This window comes from Methanobacterium sp. (genome assembly GCA_016222945.1).
GTDB lineage: Archaea > Methanobacteriota > Methanobacteria > Methanobacteriales > Methanobacteriaceae > Methanobacterium_D.
Map to the genome: position 1 here is coordinate 351,602 of JACRPY010000006.1, position 26,778 is coordinate 378,379.

General features: G+C 31.4%; 29 protein-coding genes and 1 pseudogene. 8 read left to right on the top strand and 22 right to left on the bottom strand.

All coding sequences use genetic code 11. The features are described from left to right. Nucleotides 1-118 precede the first annotated feature (118 nt). A complete protein-coding gene (locus HZC47_10880) occupies nt 119-1,531 on the top strand; it encodes a HEAT repeat domain-containing protein (protein ID MBI5681388.1) in 1,413 nt (470 codons plus the stop codon). Between the two features lie 13 nt (nt 1,532-1,544). Here HZC47_10880 and HZC47_10885 read toward each other — a convergent pair whose 3' ends face one another. From HZC47_10885 to HZC47_10895, 3 genes are all read right to left on the bottom strand, one after another. Beyond that, nucleotides 1,545-2,006 (bottom strand): hypothetical protein, encoded by a 462-nt coding sequence (locus HZC47_10885; GenBank protein MBI5681389.1) that lies wholly within the window; start codon nt 2,004-2,006, stop codon nt 1,545-1,547. Between the two features lie 266 nt (nt 2,007-2,272). Next, entirely contained in the window at nt 2,273-3,799 is a 1,527-nt protein-coding gene (locus HZC47_10890; protein MBI5681390.1) for an MFS transporter, read from the bottom strand. Nucleotides 3,800-4,008: 209 nt separating this feature from the next. Next, the gene (locus HZC47_10895) at nt 4,009-4,509 is read right to left on the bottom strand and encodes a thermonuclease family protein (GenBank protein MBI5681391.1); all 501 of its coding nucleotides are present in this window, start codon (nt 4,507-4,509) and stop codon (nt 4,009-4,011) included. A gap of 379 nt (nt 4,510-4,888) precedes the next feature. Here HZC47_10895 and HZC47_10900 point away from each other — a divergent pair, with 379 nt between their 5' ends. The 5 genes and pseudogenes from HZC47_10900 (at nt 4,889) to HZC47_10920 (ending at nt 8,938) form a co-directional block, all read left to right on the top strand. Continuing rightward, nucleotides 4,889-5,521 (top strand): VTT domain-containing protein, encoded by a 633-nt coding sequence (locus tag HZC47_10900; protein ID MBI5681392.1) that lies wholly within the window; start codon nt 4,889-4,891, stop codon nt 5,519-5,521. A 107-nt stretch (nt 5,522-5,628) separates the two neighbouring features. Next, nucleotides 5,629-6,489 carry a cation transporter gene (locus HZC47_10905; GenBank protein MBI5681393.1) on the top strand — a complete coding sequence of 287 codons (861 nt, stop codon included), beginning with the start codon at nt 5,629-5,631 and terminating at the stop codon, nt 6,487-6,489. Between the two features lie 308 nt (nt 6,490-6,797). Beyond that, nucleotides 6,798-7,769: a tetratricopeptide repeat protein gene (locus tag HZC47_10910; protein ID MBI5681394.1), complete on the top strand. Its 972-nt coding sequence runs from the start codon at nt 6,798-6,800 to the stop codon at nt 7,767-7,769. A 237-nt stretch (nt 7,770-8,006) separates the two neighbouring features. Continuing rightward, nucleotides 8,007-8,165 (top strand): annotated as a pseudogene (locus tag HZC47_10915) (protease htpX). A gap of 371 nt (nt 8,166-8,536) precedes the next feature. Beyond that, nucleotides 8,537-8,938, top strand: a complete 402-nt coding sequence (locus tag HZC47_10920) for a hypothetical protein (protein MBI5681395.1) — start codon at nt 8,537-8,539, stop codon at nt 8,936-8,938. A gap of 50 nt (nt 8,939-8,988) precedes the next feature. Here the strand turns inward: HZC47_10920 and fen are convergent, their stop codons facing one another. The 6 genes from fen to HZC47_10950 form a co-directional block, all read right to left on the bottom strand. Next, a complete protein-coding gene (gene fen / locus HZC47_10925; GenBank protein MBI5681396.1) occupies nt 8,989-10,005 on the bottom strand; it encodes a flap endonuclease-1 in 1,017 nt (338 codons plus the stop codon). A gap of 50 nt (nt 10,006-10,055) precedes the next feature. Further along, on the bottom strand, nt 10,056-10,595 hold the full coding sequence (locus HZC47_10930; protein MBI5681397.1) for a DUF98 domain-containing protein: 540 nt from the start codon (nt 10,593-10,595) through the stop codon (nt 10,056-10,058). Between the two features lie 55 nt (nt 10,596-10,650). Beyond that, nucleotides 10,651-11,898, bottom strand: a complete 1,248-nt coding sequence (locus HZC47_10935; protein ID MBI5681398.1) for a 3-isopropylmalate dehydratase large subunit — start codon at nt 11,896-11,898, stop codon at nt 10,651-10,653. Nucleotides 11,899-11,946: 48 nt separating this feature from the next. Next, nucleotides 11,947-13,122, bottom strand: a complete 1,176-nt coding sequence (locus HZC47_10940) for a 2-isopropylmalate synthase (protein MBI5681399.1) — start codon at nt 13,120-13,122, stop codon at nt 11,947-11,949. A gap of 332 nt (nt 13,123-13,454) precedes the next feature. After that, on the bottom strand, nt 13,455-14,003 hold the full coding sequence (cyaB, locus tag HZC47_10945) for a class IV adenylate cyclase (protein MBI5681400.1): 549 nt from the start codon (nt 14,001-14,003) through the stop codon (nt 13,455-13,457). An 82-nt stretch (nt 14,004-14,085) separates the two neighbouring features. Continuing rightward, nucleotides 14,086-14,481, bottom strand: a complete 396-nt coding sequence (locus HZC47_10950) for a hypothetical protein (GenBank protein ID MBI5681401.1) — start codon at nt 14,479-14,481, stop codon at nt 14,086-14,088. A gap of 330 nt (nt 14,482-14,811) precedes the next feature. Between HZC47_10950 and HZC47_10955 the strand changes: the two genes are divergently transcribed. Both HZC47_10955 and serB read left to right on the top strand, forming a co-directional pair. Then, entirely contained in the window at nt 14,812-15,357 is a 546-nt protein-coding gene (locus tag HZC47_10955) for a TATA-box-binding protein (GenBank protein ID MBI5681402.1), read from the top strand. A 32-nt stretch (nt 15,358-15,389) separates the two neighbouring features. Beyond that, nucleotides 15,390-16,883, top strand: a complete 1,494-nt coding sequence (serB, locus tag HZC47_10960) for a phosphoserine phosphatase SerB (protein ID MBI5681403.1) — start codon at nt 15,390-15,392, stop codon at nt 16,881-16,883. A gap of 124 nt (nt 16,884-17,007) precedes the next feature. Here serB and HZC47_10965 read toward each other — a convergent pair whose 3' ends face one another. From HZC47_10965 to HZC47_11025, 13 genes are all read right to left on the bottom strand, one after another. Continuing rightward, the gene (locus tag HZC47_10965) at nt 17,008-17,844 is read right to left on the bottom strand and encodes a tetratricopeptide repeat protein (protein MBI5681404.1); all 837 of its coding nucleotides are present in this window, start codon (nt 17,842-17,844) and stop codon (nt 17,008-17,010) included. Between the two features lie 86 nt (nt 17,845-17,930). Continuing rightward, complete coding sequence (locus HZC47_10970; GenBank protein ID MBI5681405.1) at nt 17,931-18,422, bottom strand: hypothetical protein; 492 nt, start codon at nt 18,420-18,422, stop codon at nt 17,931-17,933. Then, on the bottom strand, nt 18,415-19,134 hold the full coding sequence (locus HZC47_10975; protein ID MBI5681406.1) for a recombinase RecA: 720 nt from the start codon (nt 19,132-19,134) through the stop codon (nt 18,415-18,417). Before HZC47_10975 ends, HZC47_10970 begins: the two co-directional genes overlap by 8 nt. 29 nt (nt 19,135-19,163) lie before the next feature. Continuing rightward, entirely contained in the window at nt 19,164-19,883 is a 720-nt protein-coding gene (locus HZC47_10980) for an ATPase (protein ID MBI5681407.1), read from the bottom strand. Then, nucleotides 19,884-21,059 (bottom strand): GTP-binding protein, encoded by a 1,176-nt coding sequence (locus HZC47_10985; protein ID MBI5681408.1) that lies wholly within the window; start codon nt 21,057-21,059, stop codon nt 19,884-19,886. Nucleotides 21,060-21,065: 6 nt separating this feature from the next. Next, nucleotides 21,066-21,443 (bottom strand): roadblock/LC7 domain-containing protein, encoded by a 378-nt coding sequence (locus HZC47_10990; GenBank protein MBI5681409.1) that lies wholly within the window; start codon nt 21,441-21,443, stop codon nt 21,066-21,068. Between the two features lie 557 nt (nt 21,444-22,000). Next, on the bottom strand, nt 22,001-22,225 hold the full coding sequence (locus HZC47_10995; GenBank protein MBI5681410.1) for a pseudomurein-binding protein: 225 nt from the start codon (nt 22,223-22,225) through the stop codon (nt 22,001-22,003). Nucleotides 22,226-22,301: 76 nt separating this feature from the next. Next, nucleotides 22,302-23,084, bottom strand: a complete 783-nt coding sequence (locus tag HZC47_11000; protein ID MBI5681411.1) for a hypothetical protein — start codon at nt 23,082-23,084, stop codon at nt 22,302-22,304. A gap of 26 nt (nt 23,085-23,110) precedes the next feature. Beyond that, on the bottom strand, nt 23,111-23,671 hold the full coding sequence (gene cbiT / locus HZC47_11005; protein MBI5681412.1) for a precorrin-6Y C5,15-methyltransferase (decarboxylating) subunit CbiT: 561 nt from the start codon (nt 23,669-23,671) through the stop codon (nt 23,111-23,113). 24 nt (nt 23,672-23,695) lie between these two features. Further along, complete coding sequence (locus HZC47_11010) at nt 23,696-24,256, bottom strand: UbiX family flavin prenyltransferase (GenBank protein MBI5681413.1); 561 nt, start codon at nt 24,254-24,256, stop codon at nt 23,696-23,698. Nucleotides 24,257-24,306: 50 nt separating this feature from the next. After that, nucleotides 24,307-25,491 (bottom strand): HD domain-containing protein, encoded by a 1,185-nt coding sequence (locus HZC47_11015; GenBank protein ID MBI5681414.1) that lies wholly within the window; start codon nt 25,489-25,491, stop codon nt 24,307-24,309. Nucleotides 25,492-25,528: 37 nt separating this feature from the next. Next, complete coding sequence (locus tag HZC47_11020) at nt 25,529-25,972, bottom strand: molybdenum cofactor biosynthesis protein MoaE (protein MBI5681415.1); 444 nt, start codon at nt 25,970-25,972, stop codon at nt 25,529-25,531. A gap of 43 nt (nt 25,973-26,015) precedes the next feature. After that, on the bottom strand, nt 26,016-26,555 hold the full coding sequence (locus HZC47_11025) for a nicotinamide-nucleotide adenylyltransferase (protein ID MBI5681416.1): 540 nt from the start codon (nt 26,553-26,555) through the stop codon (nt 26,016-26,018). Nucleotides 26,556-26,778 lie beyond the last annotated feature (223 nt).

Below are 26,778 nucleotides of genomic sequence, written 5' to 3' on the forward strand. Positions count from 1 at the left end.
TGCCCAAAATTTGAAATCCCCTACTATCTTTTTTGTGAAAATTATTTATGTAAGTTATAACTATACTTAATTTGGCTTATAGAAAGCTTTTATGCTTTATTTTAAGGAGGAGAGAAAAATGGCGAAATTCTGTCCAGGTTGCGGTAATGAAAATAAAGATGCTTCCAAATTCTGCGAAAATTGTGGATATGATTTAGGTAGCTTAGAAAAAGCACCTATTGAGGAAACTAAAGTTGAAATTAAATCAGAAAAAACAGTTGTAAGTGAAACGGAAAGTCATGGAAAAGTTAGAGAGCTTATTGGAAAGCTTGAAGATCCAAATCCTCAAGTAAGGTTTAATTCTGCCTTGGAACTTGGAGTTGTTGGTGGAAGTGGGCTTGATCTTTTACACGAGGCTTTAATTAGTGAAAGTCTTTATACACGTTGGGGGGCTGCTTATGCACTGGGAGGCGTTAAAAGCCCTGAATCTATTCCTTATCTTATAGATGCACTTAGAAAAAATGATCATGAAACCAATATCAATATTGTGAAGTGGATACTTCATGCAATGGGTGAGATTGGGGGTGAGGAGGTTATAGACCCACTGCTTGAGGTAATAGATAAAAAAGTAAAACTTGATTATGATTATAGTGTTCAGGGATGGACTACACGTGTTTTAGGTTATGTTGGAAATGAAAGAGTCATTAATATATTGAAAAATAAGATACAACGTGACTGGAGAAGATATGTATGGCTACGTGCTGAGGGAAGATGGGCTATTGGAAAAATTGAGGATAAACTTCAAGATAAAAGGATGGAACCAGGTTCAAAAATTCAATATGCTAATTCAGATTTTAAATCATTAAATCTAACTCCCGGTGAGACTAAACTCCTTAGATCCTATAATCTTAGGGATAAAGATGATGTTGGAGAGATGATGATGAGTTATACGCTCCTTGATCTAATTATAAGGGGGGTTTTGACCACTGAACAGCATATCAAATTAAAGAATGTAAGAAAAATTATTGGAAAATCATATACATCGCTGGTGGAGAGCTGTGTTATCAAGCAAGGAGATAATTTTGAAAGTACAAATCTAAATCCACTTGAAAAGGAAGTTGTTTCCTATGTAAAAAAAGATAAAGGAGTCACTTTTGAAAAATTTGCAGTTATCATGGATAATGATAGGATAGGAAAAAATTTCAGGAATAAATTTGTTAAATACCTTGTAAATGAAGGTTACTTTAAGGGCGGCTTTTCTGGAATGATGGGTGCCAGTTTAACTGATAAAGGCAAAGAAACACTGAATATCGTGAATGAAGCATTATATGAAGGAAATGATCTTAGAATTTGGCTTAAATACAATCCAGAAATGGCTTATGAATATTTAGATAATATGGGAGGGAATGTCCTTTTTAAAAGGCATTGCCTTACTAATCATGAAGATATTCCTATACTAACACGAAAACTTTTTGAAGCTAAAAATCATCAAGAAATATTATATTGCTATTACTGGCTTTTAGAAGGTCCAAATACAGATCTAACTCCATAATTTCTTTATTTTTTTAAGAGTTGGTCTTCAAGATATTATTGGTAATCAATCTTAAAACTTCTATAATGGTTGATACAACAAGACCAATAACAGCCAGTATTAAGAGTAATTTAAGGCCGATTGCAATCCATTCTGTTTGAATAATAAAAGGAAATACCACATATAATTCGTAAACCACTACAAATCCAATGATATTCAATATTATTTGCACCAGGGTTCTAAACCATCCTCTTTGATATATTAAAAATCCAATATTTGCTAATATATTGGCAACAATAGAAAGGTTCAAAATAAAGAGTACCTGGGTCCAGGTAGGTGCAATAAAGAATATATTCCAATTCAGGAGGTTATTGACAATATATAAAAAAATTATATTAACTATAATTGCTCCAATAAATCCGGAATTTTTAAATTCTTTTTCTTTTAATATTTTATTCTTTACAGATGATTTATTTTCATTGTCATTATCCATGATAACACCACATGTCTACTTATTATTTTAAAAAACTATGAATATAAATTTTATCAATCTTTAAAACATTAAACCAGTTCATTTTTCAGGGTGGCTTTCATGGATATACTTTTCTCCTCGAAGCGCAGAGAAAATAGCTGCTAATGCAGGCATTGCTGCTTCAATGTAAAATGCAAGCTGAAGTGCAGGATATGCATTGCTCGAGAAGTCTTAAAATCATTTTGAATGAATCTAATAGTTTATTTATATTTATCTCCACAGGGATAGCTTTAAACTGATTTTGGAGGTTTTATAAACAACGATAAAAAAAATCCAACAGCAAGTATTAATGCGATAAAGTCGAATGCTGTTTTAATAGAAGATATTATTGATTTATTAACTATTATAGCGTTTTTTGATTTATCTGGACTTTCTATTTTTTCAATATCTACAGATTTAGCATTATCTACCCATGATTCTACCTCATGCTTTAACTGGGTGGTGTCATTATCTGGAAACTCGTTTTCCATAGCAACATAAAGTCCACTGAAGATGCTTAATATAAATATAATACCTACAACTGCAGTTCCCATTGAAGCGCCTAAATTATTAATGGAAACCATGAAACCAGATGCATCAGAAATTTTTCCCTGATTTACTGAAGATAGAACCAGGTGCGATGCTTCGGTGAAGCAGAGGCCTATTCCAATACCAATTATGAAGATACCGGGGATCAAATCAACAATTTGGGTATCTAAAGAAAATTGGAATCTTAAAATGAGGATTCCAATAATTCCAATAATAAAACTAGAAGATAAAACCCATTTATATCCAAATATATTCGATATTCGGGTGGATATATAGAAAAATATAACTGCAGATACTGCTAGAGGTATGAAGGTTACGCCTATTACTATACTTTCCAATCCCAGAACCAGTTGCATGAATAATGGCATTATAAAAAGAATACCATATAAACTGAGGGTCATGAAGGATCTTAAAATGGATGATACTAAAAATGTGCGATTACTGAGTAAATTAATGTCAAAAAGGGGTTCTTCATCCTTCTTTAAAAGATTCTTTTCCTTGAAGTAGAATAATACCAGTAGAATTATTCCAGTAGCTATTAGTAAAGGAGACATTTTCCATGTTGAAATGTTATTAAACATCAAAAACCCGGCTACCAGAAAAGACAGTCCCAGGGTAGATGAAATTGATCCCCACCAATCAAAGTCAGAGCGTTCCAGTATCGGTTCATCATCCTCTAATTTTCTTGAATAAACGATTACAGCAGCCATTAATAGAATTAAGATAATAAATGCTCCTTTCCAACTGAAGTATGTTGTGAAAAACCCACCTAATAATGGCCCGATTATTATACCTACAATGGCCAATGATGCCCAAAGACCTATTGCAAATTCATGGTCCTTACCAGAATAAGAATCCGCGATAATAGAAGCTGTGGCTGGGATCATTAAGGCAGCTCCAACTCCTGCTATTAAGGAATAACCAATGAACAAAATGGATGGATTGAAACTTAATATGGATATAAAGGCCCCTAAAATGTATATAATGGCACCAATCATAAGAATTCTCTTTTTACCTAAAAAATCCTGAATTTTACCTGCAGAAAGCATCAAAGCACCTACGATTAGAGAATAAGTTGCAATAATAATTTGCAGCATCCTTATAGTAGTATTCAAATCTTTAGTTATTTGAGGTATGGCAGCGTTTAAGAAGGTTGAACCTAATAGGGCTATAAAAAGAGTAATTGACACGATTATTAATGGAATCCATTTACTGTTAGAATTCTTCATACATCTCACTAATCAATTAAATAATACAAAGAGTACTATTAAATTATATGGAGTTATTTTTATTTAATTTTTATTCTTGAAAAAAACAGGGATTCTATATTTTCCACTTAAAAACGCAGAAAATATGGCACTAATACTTGTAATTAGAGCTATAATGGGATCTTATTCTATTCATACAAGCATTTCACATCTTATCATTGATTAGATTTCTATTTCCATGAATAAGGGTCAAACTCAGAAGGGAGAATATACATGATTTCTGCATATCCTCTTTTTAAAAGCTCTGCATTTACATTGGTATCTCCAGCATATACAACAGCAAGAGTTCTTCCATACTTATCATAATGCTTGGCATCATCTATATCTAAACCAACTGTTTTTCCAAGACATAAACTTGTCACGAAATCTTTTGCTCCCTGATATCCTGCTTCATCCCTTTCTGGTGTGTTTACACCTGAAAGCCGTATTCTTCCAATTCCTTCAATATTAATGGTATCTCCATCAACCACATAGTTGCAATATCCGCTTGCTTCATAATGAATATTGCTTGAGGGTGTGGAGGTGCCGTTTAATCCGCTTGGGGAAGTTTTGGATTGATTATAATTTGAATCAGAATTATTTTCGCTTAGGCAACCTGAAATCCCTGTTATGCTGATTATTAAAATTAAAACTAAAATTGATTGTATCCATTTCCAATTTTGGCCCCTCATGATGAAAGGATATTTACTAGCTGCTTATTATGATTTGTGATTTTAAAAAAGGGTTATATACCAAATTCAAGGTTAATATTAATTTAAAGCCGATAAAAGAATTTTAATTAAAAAACAGATTAAAATGGTTCTTTAAACATTTATAAACCTATTAAATCGCCTGAAACATAGCAAAAAAACTTTTATTTAGCTTTCAATATGTTTTTTTGATGTTTGAATAAAAGAATTTATATGCCATGATCTACTAAACTATGAAAAATCGTTAAAAAATCAAAGATAAATCTATTTTGTTATTTACAATTACTGAGATTTAAAAAAGAGAATTTTTTATGAGAATAAATAAAATTTATGAAATTATGGTCTAAAGAGGTTTTTATCCATGTTTGCAGAGCTAACACTTTTTTTAGAAGAGTTTATAATAAATTATGGGTCATTAGGTATCTTTTTTGGGAGTATTCTTGAAGAAATTATTGCTCCCATCCCTTCTACAGCTGTTATAATGGGATCGAGCTTTTTTATAATGGAGAATTCCCAAATTTCATTTCAAGCATTTGAAAAACTTTTCATTAACATAGCTTTACCAGCTGCTGCTGGCGTTACAATTGGATCTTTACTTATTTACGGAGTTGTTTATAAATTAGGTAAGCCTTTTGTTGATCGTTGGGGTAAATATCTGGGATTATCCTGGAATGAAATAGAAAAGACAGAAGAAAAGTATTCTAAAAATAATTTAATGGATGTATCAATCTTTACTGCAAGGGCTCTTCCTATAGTGCCCAGTGTTGTTATCAGTGCATTTTGCGGTTTTATTAAGTTTGATATTAAAAGATATATTACTGTAACTTTTTTAGGGACTTTAGTGAGGGCATTTATTTTAGGATTTATAGCATGGCAGTTTGGAAGTTTATATAGAGCCATAGAATCGGAATTGGCAATTTCAGAAGAAATAGTGGTAATTAGTTTAATAATGGTCGTGATAGGCTTTATTATTTACAAAAAATATAAAAAATAGAATTTAAAAGAGTTTTTGTAAGGAATTAAATGGAAAACTCTTTTAAACATTAATATACTAAAATTAATTATAACAAACTAAAATGTTTTTATATGGTGGATAAGTTCATGAATGAATATTACCGTACTGTCAGAAGGGTTCTCATTATTATTTTGGTGCTTAATATAGCTGTAGCTTTGGCAAAGGTTTTGTATGGTTGGTATTCTAATTCATTGAGTATGCTTACTGATGGGTTTCATTCCTTTTTCGATGGCGCGTCTAATGTTGTGGGTATTGTGGGGATAACTTTGGCTGCAAGACCTGCAGATGAAGAACATCAATATGGTCATTGGAAAATTGAAACATTTTCTTCAATAATAATTGCAGTTCTCTTATTTTTGGTATGTTTGGAGATTGTTCAATCAGCTGTAGGTCGATTTTTTAACCCTTCTCCTCCTGAAATAACTACAATCAGTTTTTTAGTCATGGGCATTACTATTCTAATAAATATAGGAGTTTCATGGTATGAATATAGGAAAGGGAGAGAAATTGATAGTAAAATATTAGTTGCAGACTCTATGCACACTAGAAGTGATATTTATGCTTCAATTGCAGTTATTATAGGATTCTTTGCAATCAATGCAGGCTATGTTTTTGTAGATCCTATTATTGCATTAGCAATAGCCGCATTAATTGCCAAAACAGGTATTGACATTATAAGGGAAAGTTCTGAAGTGTTACTGGATAAATCAACTATTAACATAGAAACTATTGAAAACATTGTTAAATCTGTGCCGGGTGTTTGTGAAAGTCATAGTATACGAACACGCGGAAAAAAATCCCAAAAATATATAGATTTACATATCACAGTTGATTCGTCATTTTCAATTGAAGAAGCACATGAAATTGGAGATAATGTAGAAGTAAAACTTAGAAAATCAATTCCAGGAATAAAAGAAGTTTTAATACACATAGAACCTGAAGAATAACGAAGAGGATAATGCCATTTAAGTAATCCGTAAATTCTTCAATACTTTATTGAAAGTTTATCTTATTTTAAGCCGAATTTTAGCAGAATTGAACCCATTATTATCATGATTTTAAGAAAACTTCTAAATCCTCTGATTTTTTAATTTAAAAAAATGATAATATTCATATATTTCCATGTATTAGTAAGTTTTAATATGATGAAATAGAGAATGTTTAAATCCATGTCTTAAACTAATTATAATAAATATAATTTAAATTATTGATTTTACCTCATTAATTTAGAAGTTACATTGTAAGGAGAAATAAATTGACCAATAATCAAGCTAAAAAACTTTATCAAACAGGAATAGAATTAATGGGCTATGGGAAGTCTCAAGAAGCCATAAATTACTTCCGCGAAGCAGTAGAAGCAAATCCTTCTTGTATGGAAGCCAATTTAGAATTGGGATACCTTGTAGGTGCCACTGAAAACTATGAAGAAGCCTTAAAAGCATTCGATAATGCTTTAAAAATACAGAAAACATTTCCGGGGCTTTTTGGGAAGGGTATCTGCCATTTTTTCATGGAAGAATATGGAAAATCATTGGATGCATTTATGGACGCCCAGGAAATCGGTGAAAACGAAGACCTATGGTACTATTTGGGGAGTCTGCATTTAATTTATACAGACAACATTGAAGGTGCTATTAATTGTTTTGATATGGCCATATCTATTAATGAAAAATTTATTGAAGCATGGAATGATTGTGGCGTGGCTTACAGTATCTTAGAAAATGATGAAACAGCTCTTGTACATTTCAAAGATGCATTAGATATTGATCCTGAGTTTAAGCCCGCAATTTATAATATGGGTGCTACATTAGTTGATATGGAGCGTTATGAGGAATCATTAAAGTATCTGGATCGAACATTAGAAAGTGAGCCTGATAATTTCAAAGCCTTATTTTACAAGGGAAACGCGTTATATTCTATGGAAAAAGAGGAAGAAGCAGTAGAATACTTTAAAAAAGCTCTAAAGGTTGATAAAGACCAGGAAGAACTTTGGAATTACCTGGGCTATATTCAATCAAGCATTGGACAAAATCATGAGGCAATAGAATCTCTAAATCAGGCAATTAAACTCAATAATGATTTTGAAGAAGCTTATATTAATCTTGGAAATGTTTATCTGGCTTTAGGAAAAGATGATCTGGCTTTAGATCGTTTTAAAAGAGTATTAGAAATTTATCCAGATAATGAAGAGATCTTAAGGGAAATTGAGGATTTAAAAGGTAATTAGATATTATTTTGTTTTATTTTTGATATTTTATGTTTCTTTTTTTATTTCAACTCTATTTTCCAGATTATCATCTTATTTTGGTAGAAAAAAATAGGAAGATTTATTAATCGTAATATATTAACAAATTTTTAAAGGATCATATATTTTTTATCTGTTTCCAAGTAAATTAGTTATAATCCAACACTCTTAATCTACAAATAAATTTATACAGGTGTTAAAATGGTTTCAAATGAAGAAATATCACGAAGACTAAGAAATAAAAAAGAAGGAAAAGACATAAATCATTATTTGGTATGTGATTCTTGTGGTGGTTATTATGAATTGAAGCCCGGTGAATCACCAAAGGACTTTAATTTGGATTGTGAATGCGGGGGACAATTGATAACCAGTCCTTCTAATAATTTATATTCCCATGAAGACGAATATGTAAATTCTGAAGAAGAATATAAAAATTATGATTCAATTATACTAATAGGGTATATTTCACTTTTGGTATGTCCAATAGCCTTGATAATATCATTATATCTTCTTACAAGAGGTAATGAAAAGGCTAAAAAACATGGTATAATAATTTTAATTATTGCAGTTGTAATAATTTTTATTGCGATGTTTTTGTTACCTAGTTTATTAATATATAACTCATATTTTGGCTCTGATCATGGTCTTAGCTCATCAGCAGATGTTGTCCCTGTCAGATCTTCAATAAATGATACTGTAGCGCACCGTTAAACAACTAATTTCATTTAATTCTATGATCGGGTGATAAAATGGTTACTAATGAAGAAATATCCAGAATGCTTCAAAATAAAAGAGAAGGAACAAATAATAATGGTTATTTAGTATGTGATGCATGCGAAGGGTATTATGAGTTACAGCCTGGAGAATCATCAGAAAAATTTAATTTGGACTGTGAATGTGGAGGACGTTTAATTCAAAGTAGTTTTCATACTTTATTTCCAGATGAGTACTATAAAAAAGATTATAAAAGTGAAATATTCATTTCTTATTTCTTATTGCTTTATGGGGGATTTTTAGGAATTGTATGTGGAATTTATCTTTATACAAGGGACGATGACCATGCTAGATTTCATGGAAAAATAATAATTGGAATTGGTTCAGGTTTCCTGATATTTGTTGTCTTACTTTACACGTTATTATATTTTAAATAAAGTTATTTTAGTAGCATTCTGCTCTGCTTTTTTTTTAATTAATATTAAAATTATTTTTTGGGTAAATCCTTTTTTAAAGGATTGAACCATTGTTCCAGGCTTTTTTGTTCAAGATTTAATTTTTTAAGCTTTTCTAAAGCTCCATCAACACGATCCACAGAAAAATCATGCTTCTCGCATAAAAAGTCAATTACTCCTTCTCTATCAGCTTTCACCCATTTTATTTTATAATCATCAACAAAGTCATGATCAAGGAATATGTCCCTAATTTCCTGTGGATCAACATCCATTTCAATTTTAAGATGTTTCAATGCCTTATAAACATCGCCGTGTTTTTTAATTAAATTACGCCCTTTTTTTGCTCCAATTCCTTTTATTCCTTCATTAAAATCGGTTCCAACAAGTATTGCAACATCAATAAGCTGTTCTCGTGTTAATCCATTCTCCTCTAAAACTTCGTTAAGGTGAATCATCTCTAATTTGTATTTAGCGTTCCTGCTTGCAAGATTTTTAACCATTCTTGGTGCACCAAAGAGGGTGCAGTCATAATCTTGTGATGCAACACACCATGCATCTCCTTTACTTACCATGTATGATGCTTGGGCTTCTCCTTCGGATTTAGCTTGAATATAAGGGATTCCCATTAATTCAAGCAGTGCTTTGGATCCTTCAATGATTCCAGTTGACATTCTTGATGATCGAACTGCAAATTTACGTGCATCATCAATTCTTCCCTCTTCCAGGGCGTTTTTCCACTTTTTTTCTGCATCTGTTCTTATTTGACGCCTTTCATCCTGTGTGTCTTTTTTTAATTCATGTGCTTTACCGTCAAAAACATATACTGGTTTTATTCCATTATCCACAAGTGATGATGTTCTGTAGAGAATGCCGCTGAAATGTGAGGTGATATTCCCATCATGATCCATTAATGGAGTGCCGTCCATCTGCCTGATACTTGCTAAAAACTGATAAATTATGTTTGCAGCGTCTAATGCTACTGTTTTGCCCTTTAAATCCTTTAGTTTTATTTCATGAGCAGAAACAATATCTCTAAACTTCAATCCCATCATATCACCCGTTAATTAATAAAAAAATTGAAAATTATAAAAATTTGATTTTATTCTCTAAATAAACTATGTGGAAATGTCTCTTTTATCCTAATTAAAATGTCATCTTTGTAGATGATGTTATAGGTTCGTGTAAGCATCATTGAATCTGTGTTGAATATATCTTTAAGTTTGGCATCTGGTGTTTCAGCATCTATATTGGTTACTTCTCTTCGTGATTCAATGTTATACTTTTTTAATATGCGACCAATTGGAATATCTGCCTTTAGGAGATCTTCTTTGAAGTTATTATCAAGCTTTTTAATTGGAGTTAATGAAATAGCATGTATTAAAGGTTCTTCAGCTTTGTGTCTTATAATAACTGCTCTGTAATTAATTATATCTCCTTTATCAATGCCTAAATCCTGAGCTGTTTTGTCATCTGCTTTTCGGAATTCTTGAATAAGTGTTTTAACTTCTATACGTCCTTTCAAGACGTCAAGTATGGTCGTTACTGATCCATCGGTTGCAAGCAGTATTTTTTGTGCACTGGAAAGATTTCCAACGTTGTTTTCTAATTCTTTTATTTTTTCCATTATATTTATGTTCATGGTGTTCCCTTAGAGCGTTTTTAAGTATAAATGAACTTAATGGTTGATGGATCATTCATTCATTTTGTGGATTCCTTATTTCTCCAAATATGGCTGAATAAGCAGTTACTGCAGGATTTGCAAGGTATACAAATGATTTGGGGTCTCCCATTCTACCAATAAAATTCCTGTTCGTGGTGGAAATACACACTTCTTCATTTCCTAAAACTCCCATATGTGCTCCAAGACATGGTCCACATCCAGAATTACATACTATGGCTCCTGCATTAATAAATATATCAATTAATCCTTCACGCATTGCATTTAAATAAATATCAGATGATGCAGGTACTACAATTAGTCTAACATCTTCATGTACTTTTTTATCTTTTAATACTTCTGCAGCGGCTCTTAAATCTTCAAGACGTCCATTGGTGCATGATCCAATAAATGCCTGGTCTATGGAAGTTCCTTCAACTTTAGAAATACCAGAAACGTTATCTACATTATGTGGACACGCTATTTGAGGTTCCATGTCATTAACATCAAAAGAATATTCTTTTTCGTAATGTGAATCTTTATCTGATTTAACTACTTCAAAATTATTAATATTTAGATTTTTGAGGTATTCAAGGGTATTTTTGTTTGGTTCCATAATCCCATTTTTGGCTCCAAGTTCAATTGCCATGTTACAGATGGTCATTCTCCCTGAAACATCCATTGAATCAATTGTTTCACCGTGAAATTCCAGTGTTTTGTATGTTGCTCCACTTGAACCAATTTCACCAGCTATATTTAATATTATATCTTTTGCTGTTACAAATTTACTTAAATCGCCATTAACATTTATTTTAAAGGATTCAGGCACCATAAACCATGTTTTACCTGTTGCATAAACCATTGCCATGTCTGTGGCACCCATGCCTGTTGCAAAAGCTCCAAAAGCACCATAAGTGCACGTGTGTGAATCTGCACCTACAATAATGTTTCCTGGCTTAATATAACCTTTTTCTGGGAGTACCTGGTGGCAGATGCCTTCTCCATGAGTATAAATATTTTTAATGCCCTGTTTTTTGGCGAATTTCTTTGTTACCTTTTGAAATTCAGCTGAACCTATATTATTTGCAGGAATATTATGATCAAAAACAATAACAATTTTTTCAGGGTCCCAAACTTTATCAGCAATTTTATTAAATGTTTTAATAGTAGGGGGCGATGTTCCATCGTGTGTCATTGCTAAATCTATATTAGCTTCGATTATTTCTCCAGGGTGTACTTCATTTTTCCTTGAAGCCCTTGAAAGTATTTTTCGAGTGATATTCATTTAATTAACCTTTGGTTGTTATTCTTTCAAAAAGAGTTATGTGAGATTTTATAAATCTGCAAGACCACGTACAGATCTTACAATATCATTAAATAGTTCATCGTTAATGTATTTGCCCTTTTCTCTGCTCATCTTTATTTGTTCAACAATTTTACAAAGTTCATCCTTCGTAACTTCAATTCCGCATCCTTCAAGCTTTGCTTTGACAGCTCTACATCCGGAGTGTTTTCCAAGGACAATTCTTCTGTGATGTCCAATCATTTCTGGTAAAAATGGTTCATAAGTAAGTGGTTCTTCAATAACTGCGTCTACATGTATTCCTGATTCGTGTCTGAATACATTTTTTCCAACTATTGGTTTATTTTCAGGGACTTTAACATTTGTAAGCTCTTCTACGAGGCCTGAAAGTTCACAGAATTTTTTAATATTTAAATCTAATTCTACGCCGTAAACCAGTTTAAGTGCCATTACAAGCTCTTCAAGGGCAGCATTTCCTGCTCTTTCTCCTATTCCATTTACAGTTGTTGAAACGGCGGTGGCACCTGCAGCAAGACCTGCAATGGAATTAGCAATTGCCATTCCAAAATCATTATGACAGTGCATAGCTATTCCTGTTTTTATATCTTTTCTTAGCTCTCTTACAAGGTAATCTACACCTTGAGGGCTAATTGCACCTACTGTATCGGCTATATGTACCCGATCCACGCCATATTCTTCGGCTTTTTGATAAATCTTTTTTAGAAAATCCAAATCAGTTCTTGTAGCATCTTCAGCTGAAAAAGCCACGAAAATACCGTGATCTTTAGCATGTTCAATTGATTTCATACATATGTTTAAGGCCTGCTCTTTGGTCATCTTCAATTTATGTTTTAAATGGAGATCAGAAGTTGCCATGAATGTTATTATGCCATCAACATCGCAATCTATGGCTACATCGATATCTTCTTTCTTAGTCCTGGATAAAACAATTATATCTGCATTTAAATCCTCATTTACAATTGCTTTAATTGATCTTTTCTCTTCATTTGAAACTATGGGAAAACCGGCCTCTATTTGATGTATGCCAAGTTCGTCAAGTTTTCTAGCGATTTTCAACTTTTCAGGTGTCCTCAAACATACTCCCGGAGTTTGTTCTCCATCTCGCATGGTAGTATCATATATTGTAATGTTGTCTGGAAATTTTAAATCTGCGGCTTTATTGAAAGGGCTTACAAAATACTTCAAATCGTTCCCACCTTTATTTACTTAAAATAATCATTTATATTGAAACAAAATCCATAATGAATTTAGAAATCATTTTTTTGGGTTTTATCAAATTAATTTAGTTTTTGGATTGATGTACTTTTTTGTTTTTAATTTATATAACAATATGGTTTAAATAACATTTTTTGTTATATTTTATCTGTTTTTCCTTCTTTATCTTAAATAACATTATTAAAAGAAATTAAATGTATAATAAGGTGATTAAACATAGGAAATAAGTTATAATTTTATATTTGCGCGTTTTTTTCATTTAAAGTTAATTATAATTTTATTTAGAATTTATAATGATTTATTTATCCTTTATATATTCCCATAAGTTCTAAATAGGATTTTCTTTCAAATCCATCTTCAATACCAATTTTTTTGTATATTTCAAATATTTCCTCAATGATCTCTTCAAACTCTTCCCCTTCAGCAGCTTCTTTTTCTATTTCAACAAATTTACCTACTTTAAATACATTGTCCAACGATATAATAAACTCATTAAACATATAGGTTGTTCTTTCTTTTTCAACATCTGCAACAGGTTTGAATCCGAGGTTTTCTAATATAGAACTCATTTGTTGGAAGTTTTCTACATTAACTTCTAATTCTTTTCGTGTTTTACTCACATCATCCATTTTAGCGCCTTTATATGTGAGAATTATTTCTGATTTCCCATCAGTAGTAGTATTTCTTATTCTTAAAGCTTCATCAGTTATTTCAAAATCTCTATAGTTTGGATTATTAAAATAAGTGTCTTTTTGATGTTCAAATTTTGTTTTTATTGCATTAATTTCTTCTAATTTTCTTTTAACATCATTAAAATTTTTTGCATGTGCTTTAACTTCTACTTCTATCATACAATCGCCACATTTTTTAATTTATATAATCATTTTAATTTTAAAGTATTTATTTAGAAAATTAGAGTTAATGGATATTTAATTATTGGTAAAAACGGGAAATATATGATTTTGCATCATTTATTTGTATTAAATATTCATCTATTGCATATTCTATTGACTCATAAGAGGCAATTCTTAAATCTCTTTCATCAATTAATTTCCTTTTTTCTTTAATCTTATCTTGTACAGATTTCTGTCGGTTATACAAACCCAATACCTTAGAAGATTCATTTATTTCTTTTATTCGCTCAATATATTCCATTCTAAGGGTTCTAATATCCATGCGAATGTTATGTCTGATTTTTTCTAAAACTCTTTCAATTGTATATAATTTATCAGATAAAATAGAAGCTTCATCAACATTTTCTATGTCAATGATCATGCCTTCAATACCCAGCTCTTGAATTTGTTTTTCATAAAATTTTGGACTTATCATGATCTTCACAAGGGTATATTTTTGAGATTTTTAAGAAACATATATAAATAAATTTTATCTATTATAAATATTGTTGAGAAATCTATATTGAAATAATAATTTAGATACATTAAACAATGAAAAACAATAAATACTAATTAATAGTGATTAAGTTAAAGCTACGTTTTTGAATATATTATTATTTCAAAAAAGGTATTTTATGATTTTATACAGGAATTATGTCCTGTGATCCTATTCAAAATACATAAAACAGTTTTTTAATGTAAATTGACAACAATTTAATATAAAAATACATTAATTATAATGAATTAAAATCGTGGAGGAATATGCTTGTCGGATGTACCAATCAAAGTTGAAAATATTGTTGCTTCTGCAACCCTAGGGAAGTCAATACAACTTCCTAATGTAGCCCCGGCACTTGAAGGTGTCGAATATAATTTAGAACAATTCCCAGGACTTGTTTACAAACTTAAGGAACCTAAAACTGCAGCACTAATATTTGGATCAGGAAAATTAGTGTGCACTGGTGCAAAATCCATTGAAGACTCTATTAAAGCTATTCATATAGCTGTAGATAAAATGAGAGACCTTGACCAGGAGATACCAAAAGAATTTGAAATTAAAATACAGAACATAGTTGCTTCTGCAAATCTTGGAAAAACTTTAAATCTGGAGGCAGTAGCCTTAGATTTAGAAAACACAGAATACGAACCAGAACAGTTCCCAGGTCTTGTTTACAGACTTGAAGATCCTAAAGTAGTATTACTATTGTTTGGTTCTGGGAAAGTAGTATGTACTGGTGCAAAAAGCTTTGATGATGCCCAGCTTGGTGTTGAAAAAACGAAAGAAAGATTAGAAGAATTGGATTTAATCTAAATCCTTCAATTAGATTTAATATCGGTGATCTTTTGATTAAACTTATAGCCTTTGATCTTGATAATGTATTGATAGACGGTGAAGCCATTGACGAAATTGGCAAACTAGTTGGAATAGAAGACAAAATAGCAGAAATTACAAAAAAAGCCATGGAAGGAGAATTGGATTTCGAAACAGCCCTTAAAGAAAGAGTAACTTTACTTAAGGGTGCTTCAGTGGACGATATTAAAAATGTAATTGATGATATTCCCCTTATGGAAGGGGCCAAAGAAACAGTTGGGGAGCTTAAAAAGAGAGGATATAGGATTGCAACTATAAGCGGTAGTTTTGAATTTATTGCCAACCGCATGAAAAATGAATTAGATCTTGATTATACATTTGCAAATGTTTTACACGAAGAAGACGGTTTTTTAACCGGAGAAGTAACTGGACCTCTTGTAGGTGGTTCAAAAGCAGATGTTTTAAAAGAAATAATGAAAACAGAAAATTTATCTGCAGATGAATGCGCAGCAGTTGGCGATGGAGCAAATGATATTTCCATGCTTGAACTGGCTAAATTAGGTATAGCTTTCAATGCAAAGCCCGTTTTAAGAGAAATTGCAGATGTAATAATTGAAAAAAGAGATTTAAGAGAATTATTAGAATTATTTGAAGTAAATAATAAAGATGTAGATAATAAAGAGGTTTCTAAATTGCCTGAAGAAGATAACTTTGACGAACTCCTAGCTGAAAAAAGAACACTTGAAAAGAAACTCAGTGATCTTACAAAAGAACGTGATAAATTAAATGACGATGCAAAATCACAAAGAGAAATAAGAGACGAACTTAATGCAAGTATAAAGGATAATCTGAATACTGCTATTAAATACAGGGATAAACGTGACAAAATTAATGTCGAAGTTAAAAAATATAAAAAACTTCGAGATGAAACCAATGAAAAGCTTAAAAGTGTGGAATGGGCATCTGGAAAGAGAGATATAATAAATATCGAAAATGAAATCAAAAAACTTGAAAAAACCATAGAAACCAGAGTACTGGACATAAGGAAAGAAAATGAATTGGTTAAAAAAGTTACTGATTTAAGTAAAAAACTTCAGGATATGCATCAAGATGAAAAAATTCAAAAAGAAGCAATAGAGCTTAAAGAATTATCAGAATCATATCATGCTAAAGTTGTGGAGTTTTCAGATGAGGCTCAATCTACACACGAAAAAATGATTGAATACTTCCATAAAATAGACGAAATAAGAAATAAGGCTGATGAGGCTCATAATACGTTTATGGAAATAAGGAATAATGCATCTGGCAAACATGATGAAGTAAAGGAAGTTTTAGGCCATATACGTAAAATAAACAAGAAATTAGATAAAGTTAGGTCTAAAAAACGAAATATTGAAACTGAAGCAAGCAATAAAAAGAATGCTAAAGAAAAAGAGCATGCAGAAGACATATATCAGAAATTTAAAGATGGTAAAAAGTTAAACACAGATGAACTGTTGCTTCTTCAAAAACATAATGTTATTTAATTCATAATTTGAATTAAAAAGCATTAATATTCTCTTTTTTTTAAATAAACTATTGATTTTATTTTCTTTTTAAATTAATATTTAATAAGTATACTAATTCAAAATACATGTTGTGGTTGTTTAATCAACTTTTATTTAAAGATGATAAGAGATCCATTGTAACTGTTTCTGCAGATTTATCATTTAATTTTTTAAATAGTTCAATGGCCTTTCTAAAGTTTGAACTTACTTTTGCCATATCTCCAAGCACAAAATCCACTGTTCCAATTAAAACCAGAGAAATAGCTTCTCCTTTCTCATCTCCTAACATGTCAAAAATTTTATATGCATTATCAAAATATTTAAGTGCTGCACTAGTTTTTTCATTTTTAAGGGAAACATCTCCCATTATAAGCAATGATATAGCTTCTCCTTTCATATCGCCTATGTCACGGGACGTGTTGAAGATTTCCTGCAGTTCTTCCATTGGATCTTTGGCTTTAATATATATTTCATAAGCACGTGCTGATTCAAGCAATTTTATGACATTATCTATTTTATTTCCAATTTCTACAAAATCTGGGCTGTAATCTTCTTCAGCTGAAATTTCAGAGGGAAAGTCATCTTCTTCATATTTATCTTTTTCGGATTTTGCAGAGTCCATAGCATCTTGAATATCCTCTACTTCCCTTATTTTTTCTAACATATCTGCTTTGAGGGATGATCTAATAGAAGTATATGCTTTATATGCATCATTATAATATTTTAGAGCTGTATGGGTTTCACGCGTGCTGAGGTACGTATCTCCGATTAAATCTAATACAAAAGCTTCTGCTTCGCCATTTTCAAGTTCCCGATATATTTCAAGTGATTTATTTAGATTTTCAATAGCATAATCAAAATCTTCTTCTTCATTGTATAACATTCCCAGATTCATAAAGGTTTCAGCTTCAGTTTCCTTGCATAACTGGATTTTTTCCATGTAATGCTCAACAGAATGTTCTTTTTTCTTTAAAATATCAAATATTCCTATAAAAAGAAGATATTTCAGGTTCTTCGCCTCCTATTTCATGGATTTTCTAAATATGTGGTGCATACGCCTTTTGGTTGGCTTGGTGGGTCTGCTTTAAGTGTATATGCATAATCTACACCTGTTGCATTCTCAAGCATGGTGGCAAGGATGATGGATCTTAAGCATACTTGGGGCATAATATTGTTATTAACAAGTTCTTTGCATGCGTTGGCACCGCAACCGGTTATTGCAATTGAAAAGGTGTTTTTATCTTTTTGAACAGTTATATCGCCTTTTTTTATAAAATCCATATCTTCTAAACATTTTACAATACTTTCTAAAGTATCTAATTTGTTTTCTCCATCGAAATCTATCTCGCACATTTTTTTTAGATGTTTAAGTATGAATTCTGTTGCATTCCACCCTATTCTTTTAGTGTAAGCTATATTATTTCCAAGTAACTCCTCACGGGTCTTTTCTATGCTGTAAATCCAACTGTTCATTAGAAGATAAAATAGTTCTGTTCTTTCAAATTTATTTTCACTCATTTAACTCCTCTCCAATAATTATGCCGCTATCAGTGATTTCATAATGAGCTTTCTTTTTCTTTATTCCAATCATAGATTCTATTGTTATAAATTCTCCGTCGAGTCGTATAATATTGTCCACATTTTCTTTAATCATCTCTTCGGTTTCAGGAGTGGCTACTCCTTCTGTATACATTATAACTGATGTACCTCCTGCATCTTTTATACGTTTTATATAAGCTTTTAAAATCCGAATTACAAGTCTATCAGGATTAAATGCAAATGAAGTTGTAAGTGAATCAAAAATTGATCTAAATTTAGGGGACTTTGAAAATACGAATCTGGTTCCTACTCCAACTTTAACCATTAAATCTGTGGGGTTATTGAGTGAAGATAATTTATAAGTATTAGTATCAGAAATTTTACCTCTTGATAGCTTAGATAATGCATCTACTACGTATAATGTTTCTTTTTGCACGTACTGTTGTAAAAATAGATTTAAATTCACGCCATTTTGATCTAATTGGCTTAAACCGTAATCTGTGAGTAGGTATAGGCATGGTTCATCTTTTTGTAGTCCACGGTACATGAATTGGTAGCAGAATATGGATTTACCTGTTTTTGGTGGTCCGTAGATGAGTGTGGCAGTGCTTTCTGGAATTCCACCTTCATCTGTCTTTTTATCCCAGGCTAATTCATCAAATCCGGGAATCCCTGACTCAAGACGAGGAATTTCATCATCGCCTTTAAATGATACTTTCACTAAATCTCCCTCTCTTTAATGTTAATACCTTCATCAGTAATTTCATAAGGAGCTTTTCTTTTCCCACAACCAACCATGGCTTCAATGCTAACATTTTCTCCATCAAATCTGATAATATTATCTACAAGAGCCTTTAGCATGGTTTCAATTTGTGGATCGGCTGATCCTTCTGTATATGTAATTATCAGCGTTCCGCCGGCTTCTTTTACACGTAGTATGTAAGCTTTTAGAACTCTTATAACCAGCATATCGTCATTGAACGCTAATAATGTGGTCATTGAATCCAGTAAAGATCTAAATAGAGAATATTTCTTAAATAAAAACTGTGTACCTGTTTTTAATTTAATCATTATTTCAGTGGGATTATTCACAGAAGAAGTTTTATAAGTTTCAGTTTCACTTATAGCAGTTTCTGAAATGCCTGAAGCAGTATCGATTATGTATAACATTTCGTTTTGAATATATTCATCTAAATTAAAATTAAAATGCTTTGCATTTTGATCTAATTGGTTTAAACCGTAATCTGTGAGTAGGTATAGGCATGGTTCATCTTTTTGTAGTCCACGGTACATGAATTGGTAGCAGAATATGGATTTACCTGTTTTTGGTGGTCCGTAGATGAGAGTGGTGGTATTTTCAGGTAATCCTCCAATTCCTGTTTTTTGGTCACTGGTTAATTCATCAAATCCAGGGATTCCAGACTCAAGACGAACTATCATTTAATCACCATATAATAATCTTAAAAGGGCATCTAGTGCATCATTAACTCCTTTTTTCTCAGGTATAACTGCAGGAATTATGGGTATGTGTTCACCTAATTTCATTCTTTCCCTAATTTCTTCGGGGGATAAAGCACCTTCGAGGTCTTGTTTATTTGCTATAACTACTTTGGGAATTGCTTCGGCTCTACATTTGCTTATCATTTCTTTTGCTCTTGCAAATGTTTGTGGAGCAGTGGAATCTACTACAATAAAGGCCCCAACAGCTTCTTTTGATAAAACATCAAGTATCAAATCAAAACGTTCCTGACCCGGTGTTCCAAAAATATCAGCATAGAATCCTTTATAATCCACATGTCCAATGTCCATGGCAATTGTTGTTGGAAACTCTCCAAGAGCTTGCTTGTCAACAGAAACAGATGCTGTTGAAATTCCCTTTACAAAACTGGACTTTCCAGCATTGAATGGACCTGTAACAAGTATTTTGGGGATATATACTTTTACTCCTCCTGGCTGGAGAACAAAGAATAGAACCATGTTATCTGAAGGTTTAGTCCAACCTGCCTTTGCAACCATAAATCCTTGACCTATTATTACTCTTTCTTCAATAGATCTAAGCTGAACCACGCCATCCATGGCGTTTTTTATTTTATCAACCAATTCTTTTTCGTAGTCCCATTCAGTGAATATATATATCAATGTGACATTTTTTTCTTTTGCATATACATTCCATTTATTTACTGTTTCAATTGTATCATCATCGCCTAAATAATCTATAAGCATGGATAAATTATTTATTATCCCAATACCTTCGGGAATGTCGTTTATTGCCTTTAAAATAACTTCTTCTATCTGTGAATATTCATCTATGGAATATTTTCCTTGTGCAGGGGCTCCTATAAAAGTGGAACTTCCATCCACAAAGAATGCTTGATCATTATCTACTTTTGTTTGCAGATCCCATCCATACTTGTTGAATTCATAAATAATAGTATCTGGATCTGCTACATTGGTAAAAATAAAACCTTTGTCTTCTTCTTCAAGTCGTCCATGGAGCATTTCATAACCAAATGTTTCACAGTCAACACCAGGATATGCGCAAAATAGCAAGGAATCTCCTTGGGGGACGCCTCCTCCCAGGAAATCATCCAATTTGGGAATGTAGCTTTTTTTTATCAATCTTTACATCTCCTTGAGTATTGTATCCACTTGATTTGCACGGGATTCCATTTCAAAGAGGATAAGTCCAAGTTGAGCGTCTATTTCAGTTAATGCGGTTAATATTGCTTTGTCTCCTGCAGGCATTAAAACTATGGTACCTTTTTCAGTCTTTACAGATATTTCTTTTACAAATCCGGTGTTCATTTGTCCTGATGCTGCTTCTGCAGCACCCATTATGGTTGAACACAGAGCAGAAAATATTCTAGCGTCAACATCGGGAGGAGTTCTTGAATTTATTAACAATCCCTCTTTTGAAACTATTCCACTAGCTTTGATCTGTCCGACCTGCATAAGGCCGGTAAGCACATCATCCAGTTTTTCTTTTTTTGTTTTTGTCATATCCTTACCTCACGTACTTTTAGGCGAATATTCATATAAATTAATTTCCATAAGTTTAATTAGTTTATATGATAAATAACTTGGATAAAATTTAATTGGAGTCAAATAAACAAGTAAAAATGGATTTAAAGAGGTCAAATATTTATTATAGGTTTTAGGTAAAAAAAATAGGTAATAAATCAGCATCAAAGCTATTATAAATACAAATGAACATGTAACCTCTAAGTAAAGGCTCATTATAACATCATCTCCAAGTGAAATACTGCATTTGAATCTATTCATTTGGGTATATTACTATGATTTTGGTTTCATTAAAATTGGTTTAATGAAAATTATGATTGATAATTAATTTAATACTCATTATATAAATCTCTTTAGTTTGTTATCAAATGACTAAAGAGACTTATATCTCAATACTTCTTAATTTGAATATATTTAATCCAATAATCTTGTAATATATATTTTGATAAACAATTGTTATTAGATTAGCATGAATTTGGAAAATTGGATTTAAAAAAAAGGTTAATAATTAAATTAGAGAAAATAAATATAAAAAATTAGTATTCTAACTCTTCTTTTGTAGATTTAATATCAACTGTCCGCGGATTACGACCCATCTCAAGTATAAATTTGTTTACACGTTCCATCATATCTATATAATCTTTTTTGGAGATTTTAAATTCTTCAACCATTATATAATCAGGCATTTTTTTATTCAACTTTTTATATTCAATTATTTCTCCAACCATTTTTCGGTATTGTTTAAGATTAATTCTCTCCATTAAAATCGCCTTTTTTGAAATTTAAAGATGATATCTGATTCATTTTTATTGTATGTTTTTTTATTTATATGTATAATTAATTTGAATAAATATCTTGGATTTCTACTTTTGCATCTGGATCAAAAGGATTAGTTCTCATAGCCAGTGAAAAAAGGTAAGGATAATTATTCATTAGATGTTCCATGTATTGTAGCCATTCATATACTAATAAACTGTATGCTCTTTCTGTATCTGTTGCCAGGTGTTCATAATCAGCATTGGGAAGATTTGTCAGATCATCTCTGTTTTCAAGCTCCTCAGTAAGGTGAAACACTGCCCAGAGAAGATCTGTAAAAGTATCATGCTCCAGTAAATTAGGATTTGCAAGAAGGCTTAACATAAATCCTCTTTTATTTATTAGGAATTTCTTTAATTCGTTAAGATAATCTATGGAATTGGAATTGTCTTTTCCAATATAAACATTATAATCATAGTTTTTAATTTGCTCACTAATATCTAAAAAATCTTTTTTATCCCAGTTTTCAGTTATAAGAAGTTTTTCCCTTATTTTTTCAGTTTTCAAATCAAAATTAGAAATTCCTTTTAATAAATCTGTTCCAACTTCACTGAAAAATGATCCTATGACCATGTTAAGTTTTTGAAGTAAATTTCTTTTTTCCCGCTCACTTATAGCCCATTCAATGATTAAAATTACAAATAAAACTTCAAGGGGGATGTAGGCTACATCTATGAAGATATAGAACACGAGGTCATAGATTTTCCCAAAAACAAGATAATTCATTAAATAAATGGCTGCAGAAAGTAAGACCAGTGTTATTCCTAACTTGACTCTCCAGCTTATTTTTTTTAGTAATTCCATTAGAACCGCCTTTTAATCCATATAAATTATTTTTTTCCAACGATAATGGTTATAGGGTTATTTGCAAGCATCATGGTTCCTCTTTCTATGAGTTTACCCTTAGATATTGATACATTAACCACATTTAATTTCATATTTAGCTTATTCATAATTTTAATTGCTTCAGGAGGAGTTTCAACTAAAATAGATGTTACAATAATCTTTCCATTGGAACTGATTTTTTTATGACCTTCTTCTATAATTGAAGTTAAATTTCCTCCACTCCCTCCAATCATTAAAATATCTATTTTGGCAATGTTTTTAAAGGCTTCAAGAGCATCAATGTGCATAAGTTCTACTTTTTCTTCTAAATTGTGCTTTTTAAGGTTTTCTTCTGTAGTATTGATGGCTTTAATGTTTTGATCGATTGCATATACTTTTTTAGCTCTTTTTGCAAATTCTACAGTTAGTCCGCCAGTTCCACAGCCTACATCAACTACAATGTCATTTTTGGCTACATCTGATTTGCAAATAACAAGACACCTAATCTCTTCTTTTGTTGGCCCTGGAACATCTTTATTGGTTATAAAATCGTTGTCTGGAATCATATAAATCATTAAAAATACTTTTAATTATAAATTTTCATCATGCCATCGTTTAAAAAGATTATTATCAATTTCTAAGGCATCTAAAATTTTACCAACAACAAAATTACATAGATCATCAATATTTTCAGGTTTATGGTAAAATCCAGGCATTGCAGGTAAAATTATTCCACCTTCATTACTTATTTTAAGCATATTTTCAAGATGGACAGATCTAAATGGAGTTTCACGAGGTACAAGTACTAATTTCCTTTTTTCTTTAAGTGTCACATCTGCAGCTCTTGTAATGGCGTTATTTGCGTAACCATTAGCTATTGCTGAGACTGTCTTCATTGTACAGGGAGCTATAACCATTGAATTAAATCTACAGGATCCGCTGTTAATTGAAGCTGTTAAATCTTTGGGATCATAAATTACAGTTGTAAGCTGTCTTAACTCTTCTTCTTCCATGTTCATTTCATATTTAAGGATTATTTTGGCAGGATCTGTCATTAAAAGAGCTGTATCTCTATTTAATTTATTTAGGGCTTCAAGTAGTTTTACTCCGTAAACAACTCCACTTGCACCGGTAATTGCAATTACTATCATTATATCACTTTTTTTATTTTAATTAAAATATTAATCTGGATTAATATTGATTATAACCAGTCTTTTATATTTTTTTGCATTGTAAGTTCAATATAATTTTCAAATGGGAAATTTGAGGATTTTTGGGCATATTCATCTGGAACATAAATACATATATCTGCATAATTGAATCTAACATTTTTAAGAGCGTTAACCAGACTTGATATTTCACTTAATTTTACGTGTTCATCTCCAACAGATACCAGTGTTCGCATTTCGTTAAAAAAGGGATATTCGGGTATATCTATTATAGTGTAATCTGCTGGCGAGCCTAAATCTTCTGCAATTTCCAGTTCGATTTTTTTAAGTTTACTTTCTTTAATTTTAAATACGTCTTTAGGTTCTTCAAGATCGCTGAGTTTCACTGAAAATACTCTTTTAAATAAATCACGGTTATCTAACCGTTGGATAATATCTTTTACCCTACCTTTTTGTGACCTTGCAATTGAAACAATATCTGCATCGTCATAATTATAAATTTTTTTAGGATCAATTGTTTGGGTGTCAAATAACCATTTCATACATCTTCTAAACATTGAATTTATTATTCGTGTTGTGTGGTGCTGATAAACGCTGGGATACATTAAATATCTTGCAATAAGCGCAGATTCAGCAGCTTGAAGTCCTTTTAATTCAATAATTAAGTTTTCTTCTAATTTCATGGAATTTATAAGCCTTTCAACATCGATCATTCCATAAGCAACTCCTGTATAATAGGAATCTCTTACAAGATAATCCATACGATCTGCATCCAATTCTCCACTCATTATTTGGCCTAATGGGCCTTTTCCATTTATAATTTTGATAATTTCTTGTGGATCAAACATTTCAGACAATATGTCTGATAATTGGGACTCTTTAATCACATGGGAGGTTAAATATTCATGGGGAGTTTCCAATACTCCTTCTGAAACATGTGAAAATGGGCCATGACCTGTATCATGTAAAAGAGCACATGCTCTAATCATTTTTTTATCATAATCATCCAGACCAACATTATCTGCAATCTGGGATGCAATGTGCATGGTTCCAATTGAATGCTCAAAACGTGAGTGATTTGCACCAGGATACACAAGACTGGTAAATCCAAGCTGTTTGATACGTCTTAAACGCTGAATTTGGGGAGTGTCTGCTAATTTAATCTCAAATTCATCTACATCAAGATTTCCATGTACACTGTCACGTATAAGCTTCAAAATCACTCCTCCACCAAATTTATTCATTAATTTAGGTTTATCCGCCGGACATAATAATATTTGTTCCACTATCTGTAAATTCTTCTTTTTTAAAGTCAAGATCAAACTTTATACGTTCAATAGTCTCTTTTAGAGCATCCCGTGTTTCCTCGCGGTGTCCTCCAGCTACAACCACAAGTAAAAGTGAGTCTCCAGTATAAAATTCACCAATATAATGCACTGCTGCTATTTCAGCCACTTTATACTTATCTTTAGTTTCTTTTATAATGTTTATAAGTTCTTCTTCAGTTTTTTTAATATTGGAAGTACTTAAAATTAATTTCTGGACATTTTTATCCTTTTCTTTGCCTCTAACAATGCCTTCAAATGAGAATATTGCCCCGCATTCATCAATTTCAGGAATCTTTTTAACTTGCGTAATCAGATCACACAATGTAACTTCTGCATCATCTTTTGTTAAGATCTTTACATTTAAAGCCATATAATCACCGTAATATTAATTTAAGCCTATATTTTTAGATATTTTATTTAATTCTTTCAGATACTTCTTTTCTGGATAAATGTTTAAGTCTTGAAACGCCATCTATCTCTTTTATAACATTTACAACAGATTGAGGAACAAGTGACTCCCAATCATCATCTTCAAGCATTCTTTTCCTAACTTCGGTTCCAGAATAAATTTCACGATTAAATAAAGGCGGCTCTGTGACTTCAAATCCATCTTCAATAAAAAGACGTTGAACCAGGGAATTTCCAGAGTATATATGCTCAAATGGGGGTGTTAACATTTTAATATGTGCAACCCAAATAGAATTGCAAGCAACATCCTGTACTGGTATTATATAATATTTTGAAGCTGAAATACCATTATCAGTAAGGGCCTTGGTAAGCATCATTACTCTTTCACCTGCAGTAAATGGGTCTTTTGAGGTATGGCTTAATTGTGCACTTCCAATACCAATTATAACTTCTTCAACCTCTTTAAGAATGCTTTTTATTACCTGAAGATGTCCTTCATGAACTGGCTGCATTCTTCCAACAAGTAATCCTCTCAAAACAATCACCAATAATTTAATATGTTTTATATACTTTAATATTTAAGTATAAAAAATCGGATTTCATTATTTTATTTAATTTTAAAAACAAATTTTATTTCGCTATACACTTGCAAGTTATGTCAAAAATAGTATTTTTTTATTATCAATTGTTTATTTCATTCAATATTTTCTATTGAATATAGCATCAATTATGATCTCTAATTGGTTTTTTAAAAAACAAATAGAAAGA

Bases quoted from the DNA above. Each gene is read 5' to 3' on its own strand.
- HZC47_10880 (MBI5681388.1), top strand. From the start codon at position 119: ATGGCGAAATTCTGTCCAGGTTGCGGTAATGAAAATAAAGATGCTTCC.
- HZC47_10890 (MBI5681390.1), bottom strand. From the start codon at position 3,799: ATGAAGAATTCTAACAGTAAATGGATTCCATTAATAATCGTGTCAATT.
- HZC47_10895 (MBI5681391.1), bottom strand. From the start codon at position 4,509: ATGAGGGGCCAAAATTGGAAATGGATACAATCAATTTTAGTTTTAATT.
- HZC47_10900 (MBI5681392.1), top strand. From the start codon at position 4,889: ATGTTTGCAGAGCTAACACTTTTTTTAGAAGAGTTTATAATAAATTAT.
- HZC47_10905 (MBI5681393.1), top strand. From the start codon at position 5,629: ATGAATGAATATTACCGTACTGTCAGAAGGGTTCTCATTATTATTTTG.
- HZC47_10920 (MBI5681395.1), top strand. From the start codon at position 8,537: ATGGTTACTAATGAAGAAATATCCAGAATGCTTCAAAATAAAAGAGAA.
- fen (MBI5681396.1), bottom strand. From the start codon at position 10,005: ATGGGATTGAAGTTTAGAGATATTGTTTCTGCTCATGAAATAAAACTA.
- HZC47_10930 (MBI5681397.1), bottom strand. From the start codon at position 10,595: ATGAACATAAATATAATGGAAAAAATAAAAGAATTAGAAAACAACGTT.
- HZC47_10935 (MBI5681398.1), bottom strand. From the start codon at position 11,898: ATGAATATCACTCGAAAAATACTTTCAAGGGCTTCAAGGAAAAATGAA.
- cyaB (MBI5681400.1), bottom strand. From the start codon at position 14,003: ATGATAGAAGTAGAAGTTAAAGCACATGCAAAAAATTTTAATGATGTT.
- HZC47_10950 (MBI5681401.1), bottom strand. From the start codon at position 14,481: ATGATAAGTCCAAAATTTTATGAAAAACAAATTCAAGAGCTGGGTATT.
- HZC47_10965 (MBI5681404.1), bottom strand. From the start codon at position 17,844: ATGGAAAAAATCCAGTTATGCAAGGAAACTGAAGCTGAAACCTTTATG.
- HZC47_10970 (MBI5681405.1), bottom strand. From the start codon at position 18,422: ATGAGTGAAAATAAATTTGAAAGAACAGAACTATTTTATCTTCTAATG.
- HZC47_10980 (MBI5681407.1), bottom strand. From the start codon at position 19,883: ATGATAGTTCGTCTTGAGTCTGGAATCCCTGGATTTGATGAATTAACC.
- HZC47_10990 (MBI5681409.1), bottom strand. From the start codon at position 21,443: ATGACAAAAACAAAAAAAGAAAAACTGGATGATGTGCTTACCGGCCTT.
- HZC47_10995 (MBI5681410.1), bottom strand. From the start codon at position 22,225: ATGGAGAGAATTAATCTTAAACAATACCGAAAAATGGTTGGAGAAATA.
- HZC47_11000 (MBI5681411.1), bottom strand. From the start codon at position 23,084: ATGGAATTACTAAAAAAAATAAGCTGGAGAGTCAAGTTAGGAATAACA.
- cbiT (MBI5681412.1), bottom strand. From the start codon at position 23,671: ATGATTCCAGACAACGATTTTATAACCAATAAAGATGTTCCAGGGCCA.
- HZC47_11010 (MBI5681413.1), bottom strand. From the start codon at position 24,256: ATGATAGTAATTGCAATTACCGGTGCAAGTGGAGTTGTTTACGGAGTA.
- HZC47_11020 (MBI5681415.1), bottom strand. From the start codon at position 25,972: ATGGCTTTAAATGTAAAGATCTTAACAAAAGATGATGCAGAAGTTACA.